The following is a 20030-nucleotide window of genomic DNA, read 5'->3' on the forward strand; positions in this document are numbered from 1 at the left end:
GGCCCCTTGTAGCAGTACATATAGGCGAACCAGGCGAGGGCGATCATAGTAAGTGCGCTCCTGCTTCGAGTAGGCCGTCGCGGTCTTCGCGCAGCGCTTCGTTCTCTGCGATCAGTGCCAGCACTGCGGAAGGGTTGGCGGCGGCAATGAATGCCGCGTTCTTCAACTTGTCCGGCCCCTGGCAATCGACAATCACAAAGCCATTGTTCAACTGGTCGCTTTCTGCCGACATGACCTGTCGCTCGCCATCGGTGCACCACTTGCCTTTCGTGGCAGCCTCGGCCAGTTGTTTCAGTTTTGAATGGTCGCTCATCCGATCACCGCCTTTATGGTCAGTACCAATGGAAGCCAGAAGAAGAGGGTGCAGCCGAGTAAGCACTTGGTGATCATGGATCGACCCTCCGAAAAGAAACGCACCAGACCCACGGGTTGGCGTCCCAGTCGCCGCCGGTGGATTGCCAAAGGTCGCGGAATGCTGGTATCGGGTATTTGTGACAGGCGCCGCCTTCGTCGCTCGCGCACCATTCACGGAGCGGCCCGCGATGCACCCCCTCGGCTGCGGCCTGTTCGTACGTGATGTCCTGCAAGCGTTCGACGCGCACGTCGGTGATCTCCAGCAGTATGCGGCTGGAGTGCCTGGGCATGTGAATGCTTGGCTTCCACTTCACTGGATACTCGCGACCCTCTGCCGACTTGCAGTAGATGGCGTTCGGGTTGGTGGCGCGGTAAACGATATGCTCGCCCGTTCCGCCGCCGTAGTGACGAACCTGTAGGCCGAAAGCCTCGCGCACCCACAGCCGTTCGCCGGGCCTACCGAATGGGCAGAGGCCATTGGCCGAATGAGATACGAACTCCGGCACGAACTCTTCAAGCCATTTCAGGGCGGAGCCTTTCATCGGCCGGCGCGTGACCGTCTTCCTGCCATCCAGAATGGCGCGCACCATCGGCGCTGAGAACAGGATCGGCCGTTCCTTTATTTGAGACATGGGTCGTCCTTGCCGCTATAGCGGCTGACTTTGAAGTGGGAGATACTTCCGTCTTATCACTGGAGGTTTCCAATGGATCCACGAGAAGTGTTTGTGGAGAAGGCGCTGGCGATTCATCGCGAATATGAGATCGCCACTGGGGATATGCGCCGAATGATGAAGGAGAACAACACATTTGGTCCTGACTGGAACGCTGCTGATGCTCGACAGCGAGCTGTTCTCGAAGAGTGGTCGTCGCTTCTTCGCCGTTTTCCTGGAATTCATACCGCGGTAGTGAGCGTTAAGGATTGACTTTGACGGGGGGAGGGGTTGTTTGTATCTAACAGCAGGCCGGGGTGCCATACTGCTATTCATAGGAATATCGGCTCGTATTTCCGAGTCAGTCCTGCTGGGCGTGCGTGTTCAAATGCTTACGAATGAAGATTTTCGATTCAAAGCTCACCACTTTCTGCTCGACCTCGAAGCCACTAACAACCATCTGATGCTTCTTGTCGTCGCGGGCGAAGTTAGCGGCAAGATCTGGGATGACGCGCTTGCCAGACAGAAGTGCTCCTACGCGGCCTGGTTTGAGGTTGTAGACAGCAATAAGGCCTCTGACGCTTCCTAAACCGAATTGCGCTGCGCCGGGAAATATCACCGATTTTGGCAGTTTTGGGCGATGGAATGTCGACTATCATTTGATGCATAATTGCGCATTGAACTTGGAGTCAGAAAATGCGCAAACGTGGCAGCGTTTATTGGAGCTGGGCTGATCCTGAAATTCATTTTCGACACAAAGACGAGAAACTATCAGATGGTACGCTGCTGAACGTTCAGGTTCGCACCTCGAAGACCGGCGAAACGCAGCTTTTTCTGGGCGTATACGGCCAACAAGGAACGATGCTGCTCGAGGAAGCCTACGATTCCCGACCCGGCGAAACGATGACTCAGGCCATGGCCTGGGGTTTTCAGAGAGCGAATGAGTTCGTTGCAATGACGAGCCAGTCCAAGCCAATCTCCCAAACTGAACGCAGTCCTCGAAGAGGCTCGCGTCGAGTCATTTAATTGGCCGCTGTCTCGGCTGACTTTAGAGAGGCAGCGGTATGGTATTCATTCCACTGCTCGAAGGCTTCCTTAGTGGTTGCGGCCTCAATCTTTTCGTCGCACGTGTAACACTGCGCAACGCCGCCGGCCGCGCCGACATCCCGATGACCCTGCTTGCACGGGTTCATATGCCAGTCGTCATCCTGTTCCTGTTCAACCACCTCAACCACCAGGTGCTTCCCGCAGGAATGGCAGAAGCGCATGCCGTTTTCTTCCGGCCCATCCTCATGGAATGACCAGGTCTCACCGCAGCCACTGTTCCAGATGCCGCTGTCCTCTTCGCGGTGCCACCCGCATTCGCCGCAGGCGAAGTCATCAATCCGCTGATCCGCTGCGTTCAGGCGCTGCTGCAGGGCTTCGATTTTTTCCCGGGCCGCCGCTTCACGTGCAAGGAAGATCGAGTAAGCCTCCTGCGAAACGCGAACAGATCGCCCATCGATCCCGAAATCTACTCCTTCGGCCTCGAGTGGCGGCGGGGGTGCAGCGGCCATCGCCTCGAACCACATCTGCAAGACCCCATTCCCCTTCTTCCGCTCGGTCGTCATCGCGTCAAGAATCGATTGCGTAGGCTCAACCGGCACCAGTTTCCACTGACTGCTCATCCTGCAATCTCCATCGATACCAGATCATGGGCATTCACAACCTTCATGCCGAGCTCGCGGGCAATGTGCACTTCGAGCCGGGCGCCTTTCGAGTTCTCCCAGCCAGGCAGCACCGCGACCTGACCGCACAGGCCGAGGCGGGTCAGGTCGTAGGCCATGTAGTCGGCCCAGTCGGCACCGTCGACGACACCATGCTTTGCCGGGTTCTCGACAACGTAGCCACGGGCGCGTAGCTCGGCGGCCATCTTGTTGAAGGCGGGGAAGTTGAAGTCTTCGAAGCCAGTCATCGGCCCGGCCAGGTACAGGCGGTTGATACGAGAGCACGCGGTCGTTACGTCAGGTGCGACAGCGGCGCTGATCCGCTCAACCGCACGGTCAATCGGGCCTTGAATGAAGTCGGGCAACGGTTCGTTCGCCGGCGGGGTCATCGATGTTACGGCCGAGATCATCCCGACCAGTGAATCGGTGACTACCTTGCGGATGTTGTCTGTGGGCATGGTGAGTCCTTGCCGGGCCGCGCCCGGGCGGTGGAGTGAGGTGAATGGATCAGGTACAGTTCCGCGATTACTCAAGAAGGATCGCCATGAGCTGCTACATCTGCGGAAATAGCGTTGCACCAGTTGTGCTGCCAGACAGCGAGGAAATTCCGTGCCCGGAGTGCGGGCGGTACCGGATTACTGGAACAGCAACAGAACTACTCAAACGAAACATCCTGAAGTTTGATATTTATCTGTCACGGCGGTGGCTGGCCGATCAGCAGGGCAGCGGCATCATCCCGCTGATCGATAGCAATATCACTGGACGGCTGATGCAGCATTAAGGTGCTGCCCTAGTTCATAAGTCGGTTGATTTCACGGCACAGGCTCCCCTTGCCGGGGCATGCCCGGCCGGTGGAGGGTGGTGGATCAGGCGCTTGCGGATAGGGCCAGAATGTCTTCGCCGCCGCGTGCAATGCCGGCGTGCAGTTCCACCTTTTGGCCGGCAAGCATCCCGGCGATTTGGGCGTTCATGTCCAGCTCGACGCCCTTGCTTTTCCGTGACTCTCTGATGTCCTGAGTGGCGAGGTATTCGCTGATCAATGCCTTGTCCTGCGCCTGAATCGCGACGAGGTCTTGGCCGGTGGCGGACTGGCCGATCGGATCATCATCAGCCTGAGGCACAAGCGCCTTCAGCTTCGACTGGACCTCCCATACCCACGCCAGCGCGAAATGGTCGCCAGCGGTTTGGGGTGAGTAGTCACTGCGACGAACTCCAGACCTGACTGCCGAGCAGTACTCCTTGCGCGCCTGGGTGAGCTTGGTGTGCAGTGACTCATACGCATACAAGGCGATGTTTTGAGCAGGAGAGACGCCGACAAATGTCGCGCACTCGATCACCTGGCCCTTTGCCGAGCTCCACTTCCTGCGGCGCAGGGTCGTGCAGTTGAATGCATCCGCTACAGCGATGCTCAGCTGCTGATCCCATGCTGGCCGGCGCTTGGCGCGGTGTAGGTCTGACTCGACCTCGCCTACGTCGCTCAGCTTCACATCCATATCGGTCAGCCGGTACTCGCGCATCAGCGCCTGTGCTTGGCGCAACGCCGTGGCGGCTTCGTTCTCGTTCGCGCTTTGGGCCAGTGCCAGGCAGTGCTTGATCTTGCGGATCGCGCGCTCGAGTTTCTTTTCGTCGATCTGTTGTGCGGACATAGGGGATCCTCGCCGGCTGGCGTGATTCGTAGAAGTGGGGTTTGGGCCTTCGGTATGCCGGCCTTAATGCATCGGATGTTATCCGCAGTCGAGATCTCGATACCGTTGCAATCCCGTTCCTAATAGATGGGCGCAATGGCGGATTGCCGGTATAGTTATCGATTCGATGAATTTTTCGGGCTAAATTTAAATGAAACTTCCCGCAGTTTTGGATGGTGCCAGTAAGGCAGCCGCAGGTGTAGGCGTTATATTGGCAATGTCGTATATGTCTGGCTTATTTAAAATGGTAGCTTTCTACGGTGCGTTTCATGCTGATTGGCTTTTCGACATGCTAGATGTTCAGGCTTTTATAAGCGAAGGCTTGCCTTTAACTAGTTTGTTATTGGTCTTGTTTGCAACATATTTTTTTGGACTTGAAAGAGTTAGTGATGGTCACAAAAGGCTTTTTTTGTCTGGTTTTGTCGTGATAAGTTCCTTGGTAGTAATTTTGGTGACGGTTTTATTTATTCCTAGTGTCAACCTTTACGCAATGACAGGAGTGCTGGTGGGATCGGCTGGAGCAGCTTTTGCCGCATGGGTTGCGCACGGCCATGTCTATCCTTCACGATCAGCCTTACACCTATATAATATAAGTTTTGGACTTATTTTGGTACTTTGTATATCTCCGTACTTGATTGGTAAAGCTAGAGCTGGCGATGTTCAGAATGCCCGCGAGGTAACTACTGAGATTGTCGATTCAAAAAATCGGGTGATTGGGGTTCTAGTGCGTGTTGTATCTGGAAAATATTTAGCTCTAGATTGTGATGTTGAGGGCCAGTTAAGGTTTCATGAAATATCATCGTCATTGAAGTTGAGACGATCTTCTGGACAATGTAAATCTACTTTCGAATAGCCCTGTCCCATCAAAACTTCAGAAATTATTTTTATAGATCGTTTCGTCTTCAGGCTCTGGCGGATTTTCAACGAGCGACTTCATGCCGGCTGCCTGAATGATGCGTGATACCTTTTCAGTAACAACAAAAGGTGTCGTGACACAGCGCAGCATCTGGGCCTGGGTTTCAAAGTTGGCGGCAATCAGGTTCATCAACAGCAGCTGGTAAACCTCCTGCTGATTGTTGATGCCGTGGGCTGCCATGACCCGCTTGAGGTCTGGCTTGAACACCCCAGCCACCTCAACCGTAAACTTCTCGACGCCCAATGCAGCGTCCTTTGCCGCTGCCTTCTCGCGTTTTTTCTTCTGCTTGATGGCTTCCTTCGTCGGCTCTTGTACTTCGGCCATGGCCTACCTCTTCAATTCCGCTGGCCGGCAAGTCCAGCCAGGTCTGTCGTTTGCGTTGTTGGGTGCGAAATCGTCTCACGCTGCTACCTTCACCTGATGCCAGGCGCCGGCGGCGTAGAACAGCTTCGCGGCTTGGGCTTCGTCCATCGATATCTCGTCGGGTATGGCGATCCAGCCTGACGCGACCAGGTGGGTCGGGTTCGCGCTGTTGCGCAGCTCCAGGTAGTAATGCTCGATGACATCGGTCAGGTGCTCGACCTTGTAGATGCCCTCGGGTGAGATCTCCACCGACTTGATGTACTCGGCGCCGCGCTCGTCACGACACATGGCGGCGATGTAGATCGTCCAGCGGTACGAGAAATCGAAGATGGCATTGGCGATCGCCAGACTGCGGATCTGCCGGCAGCTCTTCCAGTTCGCCATGATCTGGCTGCCGCTGGGGTCGATGTTCACCACCGCGACGTGATTGGTGCGCAGCAGCGCCCGGCAACTGCGTTCAGCCCGGGCGAAACCGTTGTTGGGTTTGCGTTTCGATCTCATAGCGAGTCCGCCATTTTGCGCAGAGCCTTGCGTTCGGCTGCCGATATCGGCTTCGGCCGGCGCTTGAGGACCGTTTCAGGGTCTATTTTCTTCGAGCGGGACGGTGGCAGCGGATTGCGCGGCGGGCTTTTCAGTTGGTCGATCCGCCCGCCGGCGGCCAGGTACTGCGCGATTCGCTCAGCGATCGACTCGGCGTCCGGTCGGTGCTGCTCGACGAGGTTGAGGTGGTTGCTGATCATGCTGCCACCTTTACCAGCCTCACGCCGGCCATGCTGAATTTGTTGCCCTGATCGGCGACCAGCGCGTCGAGGTTTTCCCAGTTCACGGTCAGCACCGCGATTGGCGCTTGGCCGTAAGCAACCGCTTTGATCAGCTCTTCCAGATCAAACACTTCGGCCTGCAGGTTCGTCGGCGCCGCAGTTGTGGTCGTTGGCTTCGAGGCAGACTGAACAGGCGAGGCTGCTTTTACCGGTGCTGGACTGGCGACTGGTGCAGGCTCAACAGGGGCCTTGGCTTTCGCCTCAGCTTCAATCCGTTGCAGCTCCTGCTGTCGGATCTGCTCGCGCTGCGCCTCGGCTTTTTGCTCCTCAGCCTTCTGGTGCTCAGAGATTCGCACCTTGATCAGCGCGACCAGGTCGTCGTTGGCCTTCAGAACAAGCTGTTGGATGTCGTTGAACAAGAATGCATGGTCGGGCGCGAGCTCGGCCAGACTGGTCAGATTCAAGCGAATGGCATCTGCTGACTGGCTCGCGGCGATTTTTGCTCGAGCCAGCTCGGTATCGACGGCGTCCTGCAGACTGGCAATGGTGCGTTTGTTCTTCATCGCGCCGGCGAAATCGGAAGCAACCGCTGGCAGCGTTACCCGGCCCAGTGTTTTATTGATGGCCGCGACGTGATCCGCCAACGCCTGCTCAGCCTTCTGCGTGATGTTGGTCTTCACCAGCAGCTCTTGAGCCTTCACAAGCTTGTCGACCTTCAAGCGCGTCTCGCGAGCATGTGCGCTGATTCGATCAAGAGACGAGAAAAGCTCGTCAATGCTTTGGGTTTGGGAGAGCGCTTGTTTCTTCGCCACCGCAACCGCTTCTTCGACATCGCCGCACCACTTGACCGCCTTCTTGGCGTCGGCAAAGTCTTGGTCGGTCTGCAGCGTGGTTTTCACAGAGTCGATGACAGCGAGAGCCGAATCCTCGAACACCTTTAGGTTGCTCGCGGTGACCATACCGGTCAGTTCGATGCGTAGCGCTGGCAGCTCGTCCGGCGCCTTGCCGACTACAATCGACGGCGCTTCGGCCATTTCGAAGTTGGCCAGGTCGGCCTCGAACTGTTTCCAGCCTTCGACCAACTGCGCGGCGCGGCCGGCGACAGGTCGGTATTCCATGTGCACGAAGTTTTCGGCGGTGCCGTCGGAGCACACGAAAATCACGCGCTCGGCGCCGCTCACCAGCAGTTGCTGCTCAAGCTGCCAGTAGTAATGAGGATCCAGTTCGCCGGCCTTCACCTGGGCGACCAATGATTCGTTCCAAAGCTTGTGCTCGAAAAGGGTCTCGCCCAGCATCGTCGCGCCGTCCATGGAGGCGAGCAGATTGCCGTCGGTGCCCACGACTGGATACAGCTCCTCGCCGATCATGACTTCAACCAGTGGCCGGGCAAGCGCTTCAGTTGCGTGGCCTTTGTCGAAGATGTACTGCTGCGCCTGAGTGACCTCCGGCGCAATGCCGGTTTTCTTCATGGTCAGCAGGTCGGTGCGGGTCTGGTACTTCGAAGCGCCCATCATTGCTGGCGCCTCGGAGGCGGTGAAGTGCTGAGCGCGCAGCGCGTGCCACTCGGCGGAGCCTTGAGCTACGTTGTGAATTTTCATGCTGCGTCTCCGTCGATGGCTTTGAGGTTCTGGATTTTTTCGATCTGGGCCGGGCTCAGCGTGTATTTGCTGCTGATGGTCGCGATCAGGTGTTCTGGGCTGGTTCGGTTGGCATCAACCAGTGGCTGCCATTTGGCGATGTTCTCTTTGAGGAGATCATCGGAGTAGGGCGGAAGAGCCTCGGGCTCAGGCTCTTGCTGCCGCTGCGGACTCACGTCGCGCGGCGCCTCTTCGAATGTTTTGCCTTCCATCTCGTCTGCGGTTGGCGCTGATCCGACCTCAGGGAATGCCTTGCGCAGCGCTTGAGCCTCAGCGCACTTGGCGAGCTGGGCGAAGGCGCGGCGCTTCCACATTGTGTTCGGGGCAATCGTGTCCTTGCCGGCCGTTGCGTAGTTCTCAAGCCAGCGCTCGTTTGCGGTGAACTCGGCAACGAGGCCGTTCGACATTTGGCGCTTGACGGTTACCCGGCACCACTCTGGATAGGTGACGTCCACGCCGCCCAGCTTTGCGGTAATTGGCGGTCCGTATTCAGGATCGCTGATACCTGCGTACTGCCCTGTGCGCGCGGCCTGAATGCGATAAAGGCCAATGCCGGGCATTACCGTGTCCTGCATCTTTTTCGCTTTGGTGTTCCAGATCGGCACGATGTGCACAGGCTTCAGCATTGGGTCCAGATGCGCGGCCTGGCAGTAAGCCAACACCATCACCACCGAGTTCTTTTCTGCGCCTGGGTAGAGGCTGTTGCTAAGCACCTCAACAAGTGCCGCCTCAGACATCGCAGGCAATTGGTCTTCCTGCTTCATTACTGCGCTCACGGTAAATCCTTGCCGCGACATGCGCAGCGATTGAATGCGTGGGTTATTTAGCTTTTGCGAATGCTTTTGCCATTGCTGTTTGCGGCCCCGACTGCTCTACGATGCTTTCCGCCGCGAGGCATTCGGCATGATCAAACCATCCGAAGTGGCAGACACCTACATCGATGCCCATCTTCTCGGCCAGCCACTGGTAAGCACCGGTTCGAGTCATGCCGGCCTTCTTCATGTGGTCGTGGAATGCCGCCTTACTTCGGTTCCGCAGAACTCGCAACTTATCGTCGGCAAGCGTGCCAAGCGGGATATCCGTTTGTGGATGCAGGCCGACGTAAGCGCGGCAGCCTCGACACAGGTAGGCGTAGGGCCAATCGCCGAAGCTGCGACCTCGGTAAATTTCCGAGTTGCAGACCAGGTGCACGTCATCACCGCAATAGCGGCAGTCCGCTGGCGCGGGGATTGGGTTCTTCACGCGTTTGAGTGCGCGTCGGCTGACGTGAGGCAGCGGAGCAGGCGCAGCAATGCGCTCGGGGGCGTTCGCCCGAGGATCGAGTGGCATATCGGTATTTCCTATTGAGTGATGCGGTCGGCGAGGGCGCTGAGCAGCATCAGGAAGGTGTAAATCGAGAGGACTCGGAACGATCCGCGCCGAATCAGGATGCGGCGCGCCCGCTGAAGACTGGTCATCGGAACACGTTGTAGGTGGTGGAGCGCGGCACCTGGCAAGTGCCCGAGCCGTCTTTCACAATGCCGTAGGCGCCTGCGCCGGCTACAAGAATCACAACGAGAATCCAGTACAAGAGATTCATGGCCGAGCCCTCACAGCGATGCGTCCGCCTTTCATGGTCACCGACAGCCGCTGCGGGAGGCTGTCGACCAGATCCTCGCGCTTGCGGCCGATGACTTCGTTGAAGGGCAGGCCGAAGCCGAGGATCGCGATGCGGCGCTCGATATCGTCGAGCTGCTCATCGACCGACGTTTTTACTGGAGGCGTTGTCATGCTGCAGCTCCTTGCGAGGCGGAGGCGTTGTAGGTGGCGTAAATCTGGTCGATGCGTGCGCGGTAGTGACGGTGCTCGGCGTCGTCAATGGCACGAAGCATGAAGGCCAGGGTGATGCAGGATGTCGCTGCGGCGCTGGCGTTGGGCTTGCCAAGGTCGCGGATCATGTTGCTGATCTCGCCCTCGATCCAGGTCACCGCCGTTTGATGGTCACGCTGCTGGATGTTCATTTGAGCCCCCAGAATTCGCCATAGGCGACCACTGCTGCCGCGACTCGCTTGGCCCGCGCCTTGCGGTCGACCAGATCTTGAGCTGCCATCAGCGCCTGACGCTCTGTGCGCTCCTGCTCAGCGGCTTCGTAGTCGTGAAAGTCTTCAACCTTTGGCGCTTTGGGGCGCCCCCATTCATCAAAGCGCCGATCCCACTCTCGGGCCTGCGCACTGTCTGCATAGCTGGTTGCCATGGTCGCCTCCGTGGTGGCGGGTGTTGATCCAACAAAACTCGGATGCACTCATCCGCTCCGCTGGTTGCCGTTGGGCGCGGAGGGGAGTGCATTCGTACTTGTGTAGGGGGGAATGCCGGTTACGTCTCCGGCGCCAGCCTCTGCTGGCCGTGGTCCAGGGTTTTGAGTCCCTGTGCTACTGGGCTCTACGGGACTTGATGCAGGTGGGCGGTTATAGGCCGCAGTTTCGTCCGCATCGGGTTGTGATCTGGCCGGGGCTCAACCGGCATTCGGCGGAAGGGGTAGCCCTGAAGGCGACCGGTTGGCACATCCGCTGCCCGAGACTTAGCCTCAGATCACACCCCGATGCGCTCTCATAGAGAGGATCGGGCCAGCCTTGATTTTTTACGGCTTGGCAAGTGGGCGAACTGATCGATCTGACTGTTGCGAGGTCCCATCTACAGGGTCACTCCATCCGCCGTAGCGTTGTCACCAGTCATTTCCACTTTGTTGCTCCGGTTGTTTTCCCAATGCACCCGTCACCAGGTGCATCAGTGAAAAGGCCCGGTCAGCCTTCGCAGCCCATTTGGTAGTTGCTTGCATGCTCAGCGCTGCAAAACGGCAACTCTCGAGTGCGAAGCACCTGACGGTTGGTGTATGGGTCGCGGGTTCGGTCGTGGATGTTGCGGCGAACCACCGTTTCGGCTGGCTTACCGCAATACGTGCATTTCGTTTGTGTAGCTGCTGCCTCGGTCATCGTGTTGCCCCTCCGTTGATTTCCAATGCCGCCTCATCGAAGCGGCATCAGTAAATCTTTGGTCTTTCTCCGCCCCATGCTTGGCGCCGCGGTTTCCCCACCTGGCCGGCGTCACACATTTCTTGTTCGGTGTTCTTCGCCGGCTGGCTTGCATGGTTTGGCGTCCTCCCATATGGGGAGTCCGGCAGGTTCCAGAGCCTGCATGGGGATCGAAGTTTGTGTTTCGCGCTATGCCCGTTGCCGGGGATCGATCCGCGAAGATTCCTGACTGTTAAAGAGCGGCGGGTCTGTTGAGGCCCTGTCCAAGTGCAAGTGGACTTGCATTTATAAAAGCATGCTGGTGTTTTGAATGCAAGCAAGCTTGTATTAATTTTTAATACTGTATATACATCCAGTAGTCAGGAGTTGGGTATGAGTAGCCAAGAAAAGAGCCGGTCGCAGAAGGATCGCCAAGTGTTAACCGGCCTGGAGCGGCTATCGCTCAGGGTGTCGTCGATGATCAATCACCCGGTCGCGCAGATTCAGCGATGGGTGACGATCCATCGGCTGGACACGGATGGAGAAAGGGAGTGGGAGGAGGTGATGGGATTGCTGTCAGAGACAGAGTGCATCGACATGACGTTCAACGATGACGAGTCAGTGACGCTTAGGTGGGACCCTCAAGGCGAGGAGGAGCGAGTCGCTGAGGTGGAAAATTTGTTTGAAGTGGCGATGCAGGAGCCTGCTCCATTTTGATAGATACAAAAAGCCCGCTCGTTGGCGGGCTTTGCACTACTTGGTTGGAGCGGATGCCGGAGTCGGTGGAGATACCTCGGCCTTTCCTGCTTGAAACGCCGACATTGTGGTCTGCATTGCGCCGAAGACGTTGGCCTGGTTCGCGTAATATGCGCCCACCAAAATCGCGACGACAGCTAGCAGTTGAACTATGACGGCAGCCCAATAATTTGACTTCACTGTAGCCGCCTGCTTCGCCGCTTCTTCAGCACCTTCGGCGGCCTTTGTCGCACGCTCCGCAAGCAGCTCGAAACGCTTGTCTCGCTCTGCCTGCGCCTTATCGCGCTCAACTTGAACAGCAGACTGTGTAGTGAGGAATGCATCAATTTTTGATGACACGGACTCAACCCGTGCATCCATACGGGCTTCAATTGTCTCGAGTTTTGCGTTGAATTCTTCGCGGGTTATCTCTGTCATGCCTTCATTGTTGCCCACATTCGATGATCTGTCACTTCGAACCAGTAACGATTCAAGTCTCTGCTTCTCCGCTATCGCTCGAGACAGTTGCTCCATCTGGACATCAAGGAGCCGCAGGTCAATCCGTTGCATCTGCTTCCTCCCCGAGTGACTCTGGGCTGATTAGTCGAACCGCTCTTTTAACTTTCTCCAGCGCGGCGTTCATGCTATCTCGTGACTTCATAACCTCAGTTACTAACACCTTCCTTTTGTCTTCATCCTCGGTCAGGGCAGCTAATGCGGCTGTGATCTCGACGTTTAAAGAAAGCTGAGTGGCTGCCGCTTGCCATACTTCCAACAATCCGCTGACTAGGGCGATGTTTATTCTTTCTTGCTCGACTGGTGGTTTCATTGCGTTACCGCTTACTGAATAGTTATCGAAAGTTCGGTGGTCGTAGATTGCGTTTATAGCTGGCGTGCAGGATTTGCATTCCGCAAAGCGCCACCCCTTATCGAAATCAAACTAACTGTGCATTCCAGACTAGAAGCACGCGAGCCTGAATGAACGTTTCATCTGCCCTAATGGTTTGCGGAGGATGTCTTTCATTGTCAGAAATCATCTTGATCTGATCATCACCGATCCACTGGAGGCGCTTGATGTAAAGGTGACCTTCCCATGAGAACATGTAGATCCCATCCCCAACGAATTCTCGAATGCTGATGTCGACCAGCAGCGGGTCGCGATGCTTGATCGTAGGGGCCATCGATTGGCCCCAGCCGGTCACCATCTTCAAGTGGAAATGCTCTTTAAACTCGACTCCCATCTCCCGCAGATGTTGAGGGCTTACTCGAACATCCTGCAGTACTTCGGGATAGTCGTGCGGTATCTGGCCGCCACCCATGGCCGCGCGGACGTCGTAGTGCGCGATCCACACCTCATCACCCACGGCGCCCGGACGGTAATAATCGACCTCAGCCGCATCCTCTAGGACTACGTGCTGGGCAGCATCTTTCACTGCGTCAGCAATCTTCGTCCTAGCTTCATCGCTTAGGTTTTTTCCGTGCTTGGCCAGCATCGCGCTTACTAGGTCAGCGGATGATTTTGCCTCGGCAACTTCTCGATCCTGGGCGCCATTCTTGCGCCGAGGTGGGTCGCCTTTTCCTGACAAAAGCCAATCGACCGTCGTGTCGTACCCGTCGGCAAGCGCGATCAGGTTCTCGTTTTTGATGTTCTCGGTATCGCCGGCGAACCACTGCCGCACAGCCTCATAACTGATGCCGCAGGTGGTCGCGATGTCTCGCTTCACACTCCGCACGCCAATGTCCGGCTTTCGGGCAAGAACAAGTTTTGTGATTCGTTCAGTCGTTTTCATGGATGCAATCTACAAGAGTGCTTGTCAAGCATGCTTGTTTTGAATACACAAGCATGCTTGAATATGAGGAAGAGCAAAGGAGGTCGGCATGACCAAATCACAAGCAATCAAGCATTTCGGCTCCGTCTCGGCGCTGGCAAAAGCACTGCGCGTTACCTACGAGGCAGTCCGCCAGTGGGACGACGTGCCTGAGCTGCGCCAGTACCAGATCGAGCGAATCACCCTGGGTGCGCTGAAAGCTGAGCAGAAATCCCAAGCTGCGTAGATCTGCCGACACCCAAATCACCTGTTTTCTCTTCAACAGCCAGGAGCATCGAAGCATGTACATGGACCCCAATCAAAAGCGCGCCATCCCGGTGAAGGTTCGTTTTGAACCAGTGCTTGATCGGATTCTGCGTAAGGCCGCGACCAAAACCCGTATGCAGCACGCCACCTACCTCTACGAAATCATCGAGTGGGCAGTGGCCAATGGCGTGATCGAGGAACTCATGCAGGACAAACAAGAAGATATCGCGGGCTGAAGCCCCTTTGGAGGGCCAAATGACCGTAGAGCTTGAAAGGCTGCCTCCGCGTACTCGACAGCGAGTGGAGGAACTGATGCGCGTAAACGGCTGGAGCTTCAGCCGTGCGATCAACGAAATGACGGAAACCGCCATCGCGAGCGGGGCGCTTTCCGAGGTGGGAAGGAAGAAGGCGCCAGTCCTTCAACTGGTGACCCCAATGAGGGCCTCTGGCAGGGACTCTTCGGGGTAATCCAGAGGGCCTCTGCCAAATTCGAGACGAAAAAAAAGCCGGGGTAGTGACCCGGCTCTCTTAAACGCGTTGTGGAGCAAATCATGCACCAATCAATCCAAACGATCAATACCCCGGCCAGTGTCGCGACACAATTTGGCAACGGTGAAAACGTGTCGCGCTTCATTTCAACAATCACCCTCCGCGACATGATCAACGAGGCGCGTCAGCAAGCCGGCGAGCCAAAGGTTCGCAACGATCATTTTCTTTCCCGGGTTGAAGACGAGCTGGGCGATGATCTGGAGGGGGTGCAAAAATATTACACCCCCCTCCACGGTAACCAGGTTGCTACCTACGGCCTGACTCTCGACCAATGCATGCTGGTAGGGATGCGCGAATCGAAAGCAGTTCGCCGATCCGTGCTTCAAAAGCTCAAGGAGCTGGAAGGCCCTCGGGTTCTCGCTACGCTCCCAGACTTCTCCAATCCTGCCGCAGCCGCCCGCGCGTGGGCTGAGCAGTTCGAACTCCAGCAGGCTGCCAATCAGGCCCTGATTGAGGCCGCGCCGAAGATTGCCTTTGTCGAGCGTTACGTCGAATCAACTGGGCTGAAGGGGTTTCGCCAAGTGGCGAAGCTCCTGAAGGCCAACGAATCGCGCTTTCGTGAGTTCCTGCTCGACAAAAAGATCATGTATCGCATGGGCGGCGAGTGGCAGGCGTATCAGCATCACATCGACGCTGGCCGCTTTGAAGTCAAAGCCGGCACCAGCGACAGCGGCCACGCCTACAACCAATCCAAATTCACCCCCAAGGGCGTCAACTGGGTTGCCGGTCTTTGGGCGCAGTATCAGATCCAGGGGGTTGAATGATGGCTCGCATCCGTACCGTCAAGCCCGAGTTCTGGTCGAGCGAGCAGGTCATGTCCTGCCGTCCGATGGCTCGGCTGCTGTTCATTGGCCTGTGGAATTTCTGCGATGACGGCGGCAACCATCCGCTGGCACCGCGAACCATCAAGGCCTTGGTGTTTCCAGGTGACGACATCACCACCGAAGAGGTGAGCAATCTGCTGGGCGAGCTGGAAGGCGCCGAGCTGATCCAGAGCTACTGGGTGACCGGGAAAAACTACTTCCATGTCCGTGGCTGGAAGCACCAGAAGATCGAGAAAAAGAACTTCAAATACCCCGGCCCGCCGTCTGAATTCGACGACCAGTCGGAGAGCATTCGCCAACAATTCGCCGAGGAGTCGTCGACTGATCGTCGACCGGTAGACCCCGGAAGGGAAGGGAAGGGAATAGGAGAAGATCAACACAACTCACTACACGCGGGTGAGGAAAATTCGGTTGACCCAAAGTCGCCGACTGAAATGACCCTCGACTGGGTGCCCGACCAGAAGCTGCTGAAGTCCTATGCGCTGCGCATGGCGATTCCAGTTGCTGAGTTCACCAGCGAAGCGACCGCTGCATTCGTCTGCCACTACTCGGCCTCTGGCCGCGTTGAGACGCAGGCCTCTTGGGTGAGCCTGCTGGTCAAGTGGGTAAAGCGCGACAACGCAACGGCCAGCAATGTCCGCCAGTTCCCGCCGCGCCGACAGCCTGCCGAGCCTGACTTCGAAAGCAATGCTTGGGCTGAAGGGCTTGTGGTGAGCCCATGAAGCCTGCCAACCAACTGCTAGCGACCATGGGCAACCTGCCGCCGGCCACACAGACGCCGCCTCTTCAGGTGACGACTCAGACGGTCGACGTTGTGAACGATCTGTTCCAACGTCTGCGCGGGATCTTCCCGGCGTGGCGCCAAGCGTGGCCGTCCACTGAAGCGCTGGACGCCGCCAAGGCTGAGTGGCTCAAGGAATTTGCCGACGAAGGCATCCGCACCCTGGAGCAGATCGAGTTCGGTATCCAGAAATGCCGCAAGCTCAAGAAGCCTTTCGCGCCGAGCGTTGGTGAGTTCATCGCCATGTGCGTGCCGAGCCCTGAAGACTTCGGCATGCCTGCGCCGGCCGATGCCTGGCTCGAAGCTCTGATGGGCGCCTACAGCCATGAAGCGGTGAAGCTCGCAGCAGAGGCTACCGGCCTATTCGACCTGCGCGCAGCAAAGCAAGAAGACAAGGGCCTGCGCGCCAGATTCGACCGCAACTACGAGGTGATCCTGCGCCGCGCTCAGGCCAACCAGCCACTGGCCGGAAAGATCGCCACGGGCATCGGCCACGACGGCCAAAAAAGCGAACTGGAACTTGCCGAGGAGTTCGCCAGCCAGCGCCAAGCTCGACTGCTGGCCACTCAGGGCGTTCCAACCACCGGCGCAGCGGCACGGGCGCAGCTGCTCGCCAAGTTCGGCAAGAAGACCACGGAGCAACGGACATGACCGATTACACGGATCTCCAGAAGGCTGCCGAATACGCCGCCCAAGATACAATTAAGTTCGCTGACGAGAGCGAGGAAATACTTGCGCTCCAGCAATTCCATGAAGAGGTCGACCCGGAAACGGTGCTGTCCTTGATCGCCGAAATCGAGGCGCTGAAGGGGCCGCATGACTGGCTGGCGGAAGACCTGATCAAAGAGTTGGTCGACAACGCCCAGTCTTTCCAGGAAAACGCCTGCGAGGAAGGGGAAGATCCCTTCGTGGTTGTCCTTCTCGCTGCCGCATCCCGCATCCGTAGGCAGGAAGCGAACATCGACCAGCTTAAGGCGGGCTTCAAAAACTTCCACCGCAGCCTTTGCGAGCGGTTCGGCTACTTCCACGACGAGATCGACTGGCAGTGTGATCAGGTGTCGCTGGAAGAGCACATCGACACCCAGCTCAGCCATGTCAGCGCGGAGAACACGGCACTGCGCGCACAGGTCGAGTTGTTGCAGCGTGGTGCTGGCCAGCTTCAGGAGGAGAACGAGGCGCTGCGCAATACCGCTCTCAGCAAAGCAGTGGTTTGGTGTGCGTGCGGTGACGGGCATCCAGCCAACAGCTACGGCGCAGGCTTCATGGATGCGAATGGCGGGGTTTGTGCGAACTGTGACGCAGCTGTGGGCAGTGGGCACCCAGATTCCCGTGGGAGCGATCAAGTCCAAATTCCGACCGAAACGCCCGTTCCAGAGCGCTCTGCCTGTAGGAGCGAGAAACCATGAATCCCGAATACACAATCCGCGACCGAAGCGATATCAATCGCCTCGCCGGCGCCTTGCACGCCATCGACCTGAGCAAGCCGAAGGTAGTGGTGATCCGCGACGAGAAACGCCCGGACGTCTGCAACCGCAAGATGTGGGCAATGCTCAAGGACGTATCCGATCAGGTCATCTGGCACGGTAAGAAGCTGACCAGTGAAGACTGGAAGTGCCTTTTCAGTGCCTCTCTGGAGAAGCAGCGTGCTGAGCCTGGCCTCGATGGTGGCTTTGTGGTGATGGCCGTATCGACCCGCAAGCAGTCGCAGAAGTGGTTCAGCGATCTTTTCGAGCTGATGCATGCCTTCGGCGCCGAGCATGATGTGCGCTGGACGGAGCAGGACAAGTGGGGAGGGCGGTATTGATGCGCACTGCCCTCAAGGATGTGAAGCAGAAAACCTGCAAGGCCTGCGGCGAGAAGTTCGCGCCGATGTTCAACACCACGCAGGTGGTGTGCAGCCCGAAATGCGCGCTGGCTCACGCGCCGGCAAACACCGAGAAAGCCCGCAAGGCCATTGCCCAGCGTGACCGCCGCGAGATCCAGGTGCGCAAGGACAAGCTGAAGAGCAGGGCGGATCACCTGCGAGAAGCACAGGCCGCCGTGAACGAGTACGTCCGCCTGCGTGACGCGCAACTGCCGTGCATCAGCTGCGACTCAATGCCGAACGACAACGACCTGATGACGGGGAGCCGCTGGGACGCCGGCCACTACCGATCCGTCGGTGCTTGTCCGGAGCTGCGATTCGAACCGCTGAACATCCACCGCCAGTGCGTGAAGTGCAACCGCAACCTTTCGGGGAACGCGGTCGAGTACCGCATCCGGTTGGTTATGCGCATCGGCGCCGAAACCGTGATATGGCTTGAAGGGCCTCATGAGCCCCGCAAGTACACCATCGAAGAAATCAAAACTATCAAGGCCAAATACCGAGCCAAGACCCGCGAACTGAAGAGGGCTGCAGCATGACCTATCGCAACGTGATTTCCGCCGTAGTCCGCGCGCTGGCCGCCGAGACGATCAGCTCTGCAGGGGGCTGCGACTTTGAGCCCAAGGTGCAGTGCGCCAAGCAGAAAGGGGAGATCGTCGGCAAAGAAGCCGCGCTGCTCCAAGACTGCTGGGTGTTCGGCCGCCTGCACAAGTCGCTCACGCCGGCGCACTGGCGTGCATTGGTAGCGAAATACTCAACACACGAAGAGCGCAAGCACAGCGCGATTCTCGGGCTGCTGAGTTCTGTGAAGTCGCCGGCACCGCAACGGTTCCGTGAGTGTGCCGTGCTGACCTGGGCAATACCGCAGGTTGGCGGCACTGATGGGAAGCGCTCATCTGCGGTGCTGCCTGCCGCCTGGTATGACATCACTAACTGGGACAACGACGGCAAGCCTGAATCGACACGGTACCGGTGGAGATCTTCGATCCGAAAGGCGCTGGACGATCAGGTGAATGAGGCGCTCACAGCGGCGCAGGAACTGCTCGATGCGGAGGGCTTAATCGAAAGTTGCGCGGCGTAGCAAAAAGCCATTGCAATGAGTGAGAAAGTGAGAGAATATTTACACATCCTGTCGATCTTGCGCGTTAGGGATTGACATAGAAAACCCGGCCAACGTGCCGGGTTTTTTGTTATGGAATCTCAACAAACGTAACGTCGGTATAACCGGCATCCTCGCACAGAGACTTCCACGTCTGCAGCGCTTCACCCTCCGCTTGATCATCTGAATGCGAGAGGTAGAAGCGTGAAGCCACAAGACGCCACTCTTCGTGATCGTAAAAATTCTCAGTTTGTACGCTGAACGTATTTCTCTCGCCGTTTTTGGTGTAGCTGATTTCAAAGGTTCGTAACTTCGGCATCCTTCCCTCGCTGGTGTTGCCATTTGAATGGCTGAAATTCAAATTTAGTACAAGAGCTGGCCTCAAGGCGGGCTTTTTTTGTGCCTCAAATTTACCTGTAGCCAGGACAGCCCTCGGGAAGGCCTGGACGTCGATAGCCGGATAGTGCGACGCACGGATCAACGCCGGCAGCCCGCGCACTCTGACCTCACAATGCCTTCAGGGTGGCGCGAGACAGGAACAGCGAGATCGATGCAAAGGGGCGTCGACGCTGGGATGGTCTTTGGCTGACAGCTCGGAAAGACGAGCGCACCTATTCAGGGCCTCTGTGGTCCCGAACCATGCTTGCCCAAATTCAGAGCACCCGGTTCGGCGGGGAACAGTTGCCTACGCGTCTTCCCAAGTGATGGCCGAAGACTGCCGCCACTTAACGTCAGTAACGCCATACCGCTCCGCCATTGGCTTGGAACACCGTTTTATTGGTGGGTGGCCAAACTTGGGTATTGGGCTTATACCGGCGTCGCAGCTCGCCCACTGCCACGCCTCGGCGTTGTTCATCACCGAAACCCTTATTACGAAAGATTTGGGTTTTCCGTGGAGCAGATACTCGACGACATACGTATTACCCATGAGTATTTTCTCCTTTGCTCATAGGTAAGTGAGTGTTGGGTGTTGAGCAGAATTCAACTAATTGTCGGTCTATTTGCAATTGGTCGATTGCGCGCGGCGTTAGATATTTGCAATAG

General features: G+C 57.3%; 35 protein-coding genes. 14 read left to right on the plus strand and 21 right to left on the minus strand.

What is annotated here, in order from left to right; genetic code table 11:
- Positions 1–43: 43 nt before the first annotated feature.
- Positions 44–313 (minus strand): ead/Ea22-like family protein, encoded by a 270-nt coding sequence (locus PSH90_RS12060; RefSeq protein ID WP_305382881.1) that lies wholly within the window; start codon positions 311–313, stop codon positions 44–46.
- 73 nt (positions 314–386) lie between these two features.
- On the minus strand, positions 387–986 hold the full coding sequence (locus tag PSH90_RS12065; protein WP_305382882.1) for a hypothetical protein: 600 nt from the start codon (positions 984–986) through the stop codon (positions 387–389).
- 72 nt (positions 987–1058) lie between these two features.
- Between PSH90_RS12065 and PSH90_RS12070 the strand changes: the two genes are divergently transcribed.
- Positions 1059–1277 (plus strand): hypothetical protein, encoded by a 219-nt coding sequence (locus PSH90_RS12070; protein ID WP_305382883.1) that lies wholly within the window; start codon positions 1059–1061, stop codon positions 1275–1277.
- A gap of 88 nt (positions 1278–1365) precedes the next feature.
- Here PSH90_RS12070 and PSH90_RS12075 read toward each other — a convergent pair whose 3' ends face one another.
- Positions 1366–1623: a hypothetical protein gene (locus PSH90_RS12075; protein WP_305382886.1), complete on the minus strand. Its 258-nt coding sequence runs from the start codon at positions 1621–1623 to the stop codon at positions 1366–1368.
- A 77-nt stretch (positions 1624–1700) separates the two neighbouring features.
- On the opposite strand from PSH90_RS12075, the gene PSH90_RS12080 reads away from it, so the two are divergent.
- Positions 1701–2030, plus strand: coding sequence for a hypothetical protein (locus tag PSH90_RS12080; protein ID WP_305382887.1), 330 nt, complete (start codon positions 1701–1703; stop codon positions 2028–2030).
- Here PSH90_RS12080 and PSH90_RS12085 read toward each other — a convergent pair.
- Positions 2027–2671 (minus strand): hypothetical protein, encoded by a 645-nt coding sequence (locus PSH90_RS12085; protein ID WP_305382888.1) that lies wholly within the window; start codon positions 2669–2671, stop codon positions 2027–2029. The genes PSH90_RS12080 and PSH90_RS12085 overlap by 4 nt on opposite strands.
- Positions 2668–3168, minus strand: a complete 501-nt coding sequence (locus PSH90_RS12090) for a DUF4406 domain-containing protein (protein WP_305382889.1) — start codon at positions 3166–3168, stop codon at positions 2668–2670. Before PSH90_RS12090 ends, PSH90_RS12085 begins: the two co-directional genes overlap by 4 nt.
- 44 nt (positions 3169–3212) lie before the next feature.
- Between PSH90_RS12090 and PSH90_RS12095 the strand changes: the two genes are divergently transcribed.
- The gene (locus PSH90_RS12095; RefSeq protein WP_305382891.1) at positions 3213–3491 is read left to right on the plus strand and encodes a hypothetical protein; all 279 of its coding nucleotides are present in this window, start codon (positions 3213–3215) and stop codon (positions 3489–3491) included.
- A gap of 85 nt (positions 3492–3576) precedes the next feature.
- On the opposite strand, the gene PSH90_RS12100 is transcribed toward PSH90_RS12095, so the two are convergent.
- The gene (locus tag PSH90_RS12100; protein ID WP_305382893.1) at positions 3577–4356 is read right to left on the minus strand and encodes a DUF2786 domain-containing protein; all 780 of its coding nucleotides are present in this window, start codon (positions 4354–4356) and stop codon (positions 3577–3579) included.
- 190 nt (positions 4357–4546) lie between these two features.
- On the opposite strand from PSH90_RS12100, the gene PSH90_RS12105 reads away from it, so the two are divergent.
- Positions 4547–5248, plus strand: a complete 702-nt coding sequence (locus PSH90_RS12105; protein ID WP_305382894.1) for a hypothetical protein — start codon at positions 4547–4549, stop codon at positions 5246–5248.
- Positions 5249–5266: 18 nt separating this feature from the next.
- Here the strand turns inward: PSH90_RS12105 and PSH90_RS12110 are convergent, their stop codons facing one another.
- From PSH90_RS12110 to PSH90_RS12155, 10 genes are all read right to left on the minus strand, one after another.
- The gene (locus PSH90_RS12110; protein WP_252878019.1) at positions 5267–5635 is read right to left on the minus strand and encodes a hypothetical protein; all 369 of its coding nucleotides are present in this window, start codon (positions 5633–5635) and stop codon (positions 5267–5269) included.
- A gap of 75 nt (positions 5636–5710) precedes the next feature.
- Positions 5711–6175, minus strand: a complete 465-nt coding sequence (locus tag PSH90_RS12115; protein ID WP_305382895.1) for a hypothetical protein — start codon at positions 6173–6175, stop codon at positions 5711–5713.
- Positions 6172–6414, minus strand: coding sequence for a hypothetical protein (locus PSH90_RS12120; protein ID WP_305382896.1), 243 nt, complete (start codon positions 6412–6414; stop codon positions 6172–6174). The genes PSH90_RS12115 and PSH90_RS12120 overlap by 4 nt, the downstream gene beginning before the upstream one ends.
- Positions 6411–8033, minus strand: a complete 1623-nt coding sequence (locus tag PSH90_RS12125) for a YqaJ viral recombinase family protein (RefSeq protein ID WP_305382898.1) — start codon at positions 8031–8033, stop codon at positions 6411–6413. The genes PSH90_RS12120 and PSH90_RS12125 overlap by 4 nt, the downstream gene beginning before the upstream one ends.
- Positions 8030–8836 carry a phage recombination protein Bet gene (gene bet / locus PSH90_RS12130; RefSeq protein WP_016773969.1) on the minus strand — a complete coding sequence of 269 codons (807 nt, stop codon included), beginning with the start codon at positions 8834–8836 and terminating at the stop codon, positions 8030–8032. Before bet ends, PSH90_RS12125 begins: the two co-directional genes overlap by 4 nt.
- Positions 8837–8891: 55 nt before the next feature.
- Positions 8892–9401: a zinc-finger-containing protein gene (locus PSH90_RS12135; RefSeq protein WP_305382900.1), complete on the minus strand. Its 510-nt coding sequence runs from the start codon at positions 9399–9401 to the stop codon at positions 8892–8894.
- A gap of 124 nt (positions 9402–9525) precedes the next feature.
- Positions 9526–9651, minus strand: a complete 126-nt coding sequence (locus PSH90_RS12140; RefSeq protein ID WP_305382902.1) for a hypothetical protein — start codon at positions 9649–9651, stop codon at positions 9526–9528.
- Positions 9648–9842, minus strand: a complete 195-nt coding sequence (locus PSH90_RS12145; protein ID WP_305382904.1) for a hypothetical protein — start codon at positions 9840–9842, stop codon at positions 9648–9650. The genes PSH90_RS12140 and PSH90_RS12145 overlap by 4 nt, the downstream gene beginning before the upstream one ends.
- A complete protein-coding gene (locus PSH90_RS12150; RefSeq protein WP_305382906.1) occupies positions 9839–10072 on the minus strand; it encodes a hypothetical protein in 234 nt (77 codons plus the stop codon). Before PSH90_RS12150 ends, PSH90_RS12145 begins: the two co-directional genes overlap by 4 nt.
- Positions 10069–10305, minus strand: coding sequence for a hypothetical protein (locus PSH90_RS12155; RefSeq protein ID WP_305382907.1), 237 nt, complete (start codon positions 10303–10305; stop codon positions 10069–10071). The genes PSH90_RS12150 and PSH90_RS12155 overlap by 4 nt, the downstream gene beginning before the upstream one ends.
- 1147 nt (positions 10306–11452) lie before the next feature.
- On the opposite strand from PSH90_RS12155, the gene PSH90_RS12160 reads away from it, so the two are divergent.
- Positions 11453–11776: a DUF1654 domain-containing protein gene (locus PSH90_RS12160; protein ID WP_305382908.1), complete on the plus strand. Its 324-nt coding sequence runs from the start codon at positions 11453–11455 to the stop codon at positions 11774–11776.
- Between the two features lie 36 nt (positions 11777–11812).
- Here the strand turns inward: PSH90_RS12160 and PSH90_RS12165 are convergent, their stop codons facing one another.
- The 3 genes from PSH90_RS12165 to PSH90_RS12175 all read right to left on the minus strand — a co-directional run bounded on the left by PSH90_RS12165 (position 11813) and on the right by PSH90_RS12175 (position 13584).
- Entirely contained in the window at positions 11813–12364 is a 552-nt protein-coding gene (locus PSH90_RS12165) for a hypothetical protein (RefSeq protein ID WP_305382909.1), read from the minus strand.
- Positions 12351–12623, minus strand: coding sequence for a hypothetical protein (locus tag PSH90_RS12170; RefSeq protein ID WP_234205086.1), 273 nt, complete (start codon positions 12621–12623; stop codon positions 12351–12353). The genes PSH90_RS12165 and PSH90_RS12170 overlap by 14 nt, the downstream gene beginning before the upstream one ends.
- Positions 12624–12729: 106 nt before the next feature.
- Positions 12730–13584, minus strand: coding sequence for a S24 family peptidase (locus PSH90_RS12175; protein WP_305382911.1), 855 nt, complete (start codon positions 13582–13584; stop codon positions 12730–12732).
- Positions 13585–13672: 88 nt separating this feature from the next.
- On the opposite strand from PSH90_RS12175, the gene PSH90_RS12180 reads away from it, so the two are divergent.
- The 9 genes from PSH90_RS12180 to PSH90_RS12220 all read left to right on the plus strand — a co-directional run bounded on the left by PSH90_RS12180 (position 13673) and on the right by PSH90_RS12220 (position 18968).
- Positions 13673–13849: a Cro/CI family transcriptional regulator gene (locus PSH90_RS12180; protein WP_110598807.1), complete on the plus strand. Its 177-nt coding sequence runs from the start codon at positions 13673–13675 to the stop codon at positions 13847–13849.
- 55 nt (positions 13850–13904) lie between these two features.
- Positions 13905–14105 carry a hypothetical protein gene (locus PSH90_RS12185; RefSeq protein ID WP_039012569.1) on the plus strand — a complete coding sequence of 67 codons (201 nt, stop codon included), beginning with the start codon at positions 13905–13907 and terminating at the stop codon, positions 14103–14105.
- Between the two features lie 315 nt (positions 14106–14420).
- Positions 14421–15182 (plus strand): phage antirepressor KilAC domain-containing protein, encoded by a 762-nt coding sequence (locus PSH90_RS12190; protein ID WP_305382912.1) that lies wholly within the window; start codon positions 14421–14423, stop codon positions 15180–15182.
- Positions 15179–15964 carry a DnaT-like ssDNA-binding domain-containing protein gene (locus PSH90_RS12195; RefSeq protein WP_305382914.1) on the plus strand — a complete coding sequence of 262 codons (786 nt, stop codon included), beginning with the start codon at positions 15179–15181 and terminating at the stop codon, positions 15962–15964. The genes PSH90_RS12190 and PSH90_RS12195 overlap by 4 nt, the downstream gene beginning before the upstream one ends.
- Positions 15961–16674, plus strand: coding sequence for a replication protein P (locus PSH90_RS12200; RefSeq protein WP_305382915.1), 714 nt, complete (start codon positions 15961–15963; stop codon positions 16672–16674). Before PSH90_RS12195 ends, PSH90_RS12200 begins: the two co-directional genes overlap by 4 nt.
- On the plus strand, positions 16671–17429 hold the full coding sequence (locus PSH90_RS12205) for a hypothetical protein (RefSeq protein WP_305382917.1): 759 nt from the start codon (positions 16671–16673) through the stop codon (positions 17427–17429). The genes PSH90_RS12200 and PSH90_RS12205 overlap by 4 nt, the downstream gene beginning before the upstream one ends.
- Positions 17426–17827 carry a recombination protein NinB gene (locus PSH90_RS12210; protein WP_305382918.1) on the plus strand — a complete coding sequence of 134 codons (402 nt, stop codon included), beginning with the start codon at positions 17426–17428 and terminating at the stop codon, positions 17825–17827. Before PSH90_RS12205 ends, PSH90_RS12210 begins: the two co-directional genes overlap by 4 nt.
- Positions 17827–18426, plus strand: a complete 600-nt coding sequence (locus PSH90_RS12215; protein WP_305382920.1) for a recombination protein NinG — start codon at positions 17827–17829, stop codon at positions 18424–18426. The genes PSH90_RS12210 and PSH90_RS12215 overlap by 1 nt, the downstream gene beginning before the upstream one ends.
- Entirely contained in the window at positions 18423–18968 is a 546-nt protein-coding gene (locus PSH90_RS12220) for a hypothetical protein (RefSeq protein WP_305382922.1), read from the plus strand. The genes PSH90_RS12215 and PSH90_RS12220 overlap by 4 nt, the downstream gene beginning before the upstream one ends.
- Before the next feature lie 109 nt (positions 18969–19077).
- On the opposite strand, the gene PSH90_RS12225 is transcribed toward PSH90_RS12220, so the two are convergent.
- Both PSH90_RS12225 and PSH90_RS12230 read right to left on the minus strand, forming a co-directional pair.
- Entirely contained in the window at positions 19078–19485 is a 408-nt protein-coding gene (locus PSH90_RS12225) for a hypothetical protein (RefSeq protein WP_305382924.1), read from the minus strand.
- Positions 19486–19671: 186 nt separating this feature from the next.
- Positions 19672–19914, minus strand: coding sequence for a DUF6555 family protein (locus PSH90_RS12230; RefSeq protein WP_305382925.1), 243 nt, complete (start codon positions 19912–19914; stop codon positions 19672–19674).
- Positions 19915–20030: the final 116 nt, after the last annotated feature.

This window comes from Pseudomonas sp. FP1762 (assembly GCF_030687105.1).
Taxonomy (GTDB): domain Bacteria; phylum Pseudomonadota; class Gammaproteobacteria; order Pseudomonadales; family Pseudomonadaceae; genus Aquipseudomonas; species Aquipseudomonas siliginis.

What these genes read in the sequence shown, in the direction of transcription:
- PSH90_RS12060 (WP_305382881.1), bottom strand. Translation starts at nt 313, where the DNA reads ATGAGCGACCATTCAAAACTGAAACAACTGGCCGAGGCTGCCACGAAA.
- PSH90_RS12065 (WP_305382882.1), bottom strand. Translation starts at nt 986, where the DNA reads ATGTCTCAAATAAAGGAACGGCCGATCCTGTTCTCAGCGCCGATGGTG.
- PSH90_RS12070 (WP_305382883.1), top strand. Translation starts at nt 1,059, where the DNA reads ATGGATCCACGAGAAGTGTTTGTGGAGAAGGCGCTGGCGATTCATCGC.
- PSH90_RS12080 (WP_305382887.1), top strand. Translation starts at nt 1,701, where the DNA reads ATGCGCAAACGTGGCAGCGTTTATTGGAGCTGGGCTGATCCTGAAATT.
- PSH90_RS12085 (WP_305382888.1), bottom strand. Translation starts at nt 2,671, where the DNA reads ATGAGCAGTCAGTGGAAACTGGTGCCGGTTGAGCCTACGCAATCGATT.
- PSH90_RS12090 (WP_305382889.1), bottom strand. Translation starts at nt 3,168, where the DNA reads ATGCCCACAGACAACATCCGCAAGGTAGTCACCGATTCACTGGTCGGG.
- PSH90_RS12095 (WP_305382891.1), top strand. Translation starts at nt 3,213, where the DNA reads ATGGATCAGGTACAGTTCCGCGATTACTCAAGAAGGATCGCCATGAGC.
- PSH90_RS12100 (WP_305382893.1), bottom strand. Translation starts at nt 4,356, where the DNA reads ATGTCCGCACAACAGATCGACGAAAAGAAACTCGAGCGCGCGATCCGC.
- PSH90_RS12105 (WP_305382894.1), top strand. Translation starts at nt 4,547, where the DNA reads ATGAAACTTCCCGCAGTTTTGGATGGTGCCAGTAAGGCAGCCGCAGGT.
- PSH90_RS12110 (WP_252878019.1), bottom strand. Translation starts at nt 5,635, where the DNA reads ATGGCCGAAGTACAAGAGCCGACGAAGGAAGCCATCAAGCAGAAGAAA.
- PSH90_RS12115 (WP_305382895.1), bottom strand. Translation starts at nt 6,175, where the DNA reads ATGAGATCGAAACGCAAACCCAACAACGGTTTCGCCCGGGCTGAACGC.
- PSH90_RS12120 (WP_305382896.1), bottom strand. Translation starts at nt 6,414, where the DNA reads ATGATCAGCAACCACCTCAACCTCGTCGAGCAGCACCGACCGGACGCC.
- PSH90_RS12125 (WP_305382898.1), bottom strand. Translation starts at nt 8,033, where the DNA reads ATGAAAATTCACAACGTAGCTCAAGGCTCCGCCGAGTGGCACGCGCTG.
- bet (WP_016773969.1), bottom strand. Translation starts at nt 8,836, where the DNA reads ATGAAGCAGGAAGACCAATTGCCTGCGATGTCTGAGGCGGCACTTGTT.
- PSH90_RS12135 (WP_305382900.1), bottom strand. Translation starts at nt 9,401, where the DNA reads ATGCCACTCGATCCTCGGGCGAACGCCCCCGAGCGCATTGCTGCGCCT.
- PSH90_RS12140 (WP_305382902.1), bottom strand. Translation starts at nt 9,651, where the DNA reads ATGAATCTCTTGTACTGGATTCTCGTTGTGATTCTTGTAGCCGGCGCA.
- PSH90_RS12145 (WP_305382904.1), bottom strand. Translation starts at nt 9,842, where the DNA reads ATGACAACGCCTCCAGTAAAAACGTCGGTCGATGAGCAGCTCGACGAT.
- PSH90_RS12150 (WP_305382906.1), bottom strand. Translation starts at nt 10,072, where the DNA reads ATGAACATCCAGCAGCGTGACCATCAAACGGCGGTGACCTGGATCGAG.
- PSH90_RS12155 (WP_305382907.1), bottom strand. Translation starts at nt 10,305, where the DNA reads ATGGCAACCAGCTATGCAGACAGTGCGCAGGCCCGAGAGTGGGATCGG.
- PSH90_RS12160 (WP_305382908.1), top strand. Translation starts at nt 11,453, where the DNA reads ATGAGTAGCCAAGAAAAGAGCCGGTCGCAGAAGGATCGCCAAGTGTTA.
- PSH90_RS12165 (WP_305382909.1), bottom strand. Translation starts at nt 12,364, where the DNA reads ATGCAACGGATTGACCTGCGGCTCCTTGATGTCCAGATGGAGCAACTG.
- PSH90_RS12170 (WP_234205086.1), bottom strand. Translation starts at nt 12,623, where the DNA reads ATGAAACCACCAGTCGAGCAAGAAAGAATAAACATCGCCCTAGTCAGC.
- PSH90_RS12175 (WP_305382911.1), bottom strand. Translation starts at nt 13,584, where the DNA reads ATGAAAACGACTGAACGAATCACAAAACTTGTTCTTGCCCGAAAGCCG.
- PSH90_RS12180 (WP_110598807.1), top strand. Translation starts at nt 13,673, where the DNA reads ATGACCAAATCACAAGCAATCAAGCATTTCGGCTCCGTCTCGGCGCTG.
- PSH90_RS12185 (WP_039012569.1), top strand. Translation starts at nt 13,905, where the DNA reads ATGTACATGGACCCCAATCAAAAGCGCGCCATCCCGGTGAAGGTTCGT.
- PSH90_RS12190 (WP_305382912.1), top strand. Translation starts at nt 14,421, where the DNA reads ATGCACCAATCAATCCAAACGATCAATACCCCGGCCAGTGTCGCGACA.
- PSH90_RS12195 (WP_305382914.1), top strand. Translation starts at nt 15,179, where the DNA reads ATGATGGCTCGCATCCGTACCGTCAAGCCCGAGTTCTGGTCGAGCGAG.
- PSH90_RS12200 (WP_305382915.1), top strand. Translation starts at nt 15,961, where the DNA reads ATGAAGCCTGCCAACCAACTGCTAGCGACCATGGGCAACCTGCCGCCG.
- PSH90_RS12205 (WP_305382917.1), top strand. Translation starts at nt 16,671, where the DNA reads ATGACCGATTACACGGATCTCCAGAAGGCTGCCGAATACGCCGCCCAA.
- PSH90_RS12210 (WP_305382918.1), top strand. Translation starts at nt 17,426, where the DNA reads ATGAATCCCGAATACACAATCCGCGACCGAAGCGATATCAATCGCCTC.
- PSH90_RS12215 (WP_305382920.1), top strand. Translation starts at nt 17,827, where the DNA reads ATGCGCACTGCCCTCAAGGATGTGAAGCAGAAAACCTGCAAGGCCTGC.
- PSH90_RS12220 (WP_305382922.1), top strand. Translation starts at nt 18,423, where the DNA reads ATGACCTATCGCAACGTGATTTCCGCCGTAGTCCGCGCGCTGGCCGCC.
- PSH90_RS12230 (WP_305382925.1), bottom strand. Translation starts at nt 19,914, where the DNA reads ATGGGTAATACGTATGTCGTCGAGTATCTGCTCCACGGAAAACCCAAA.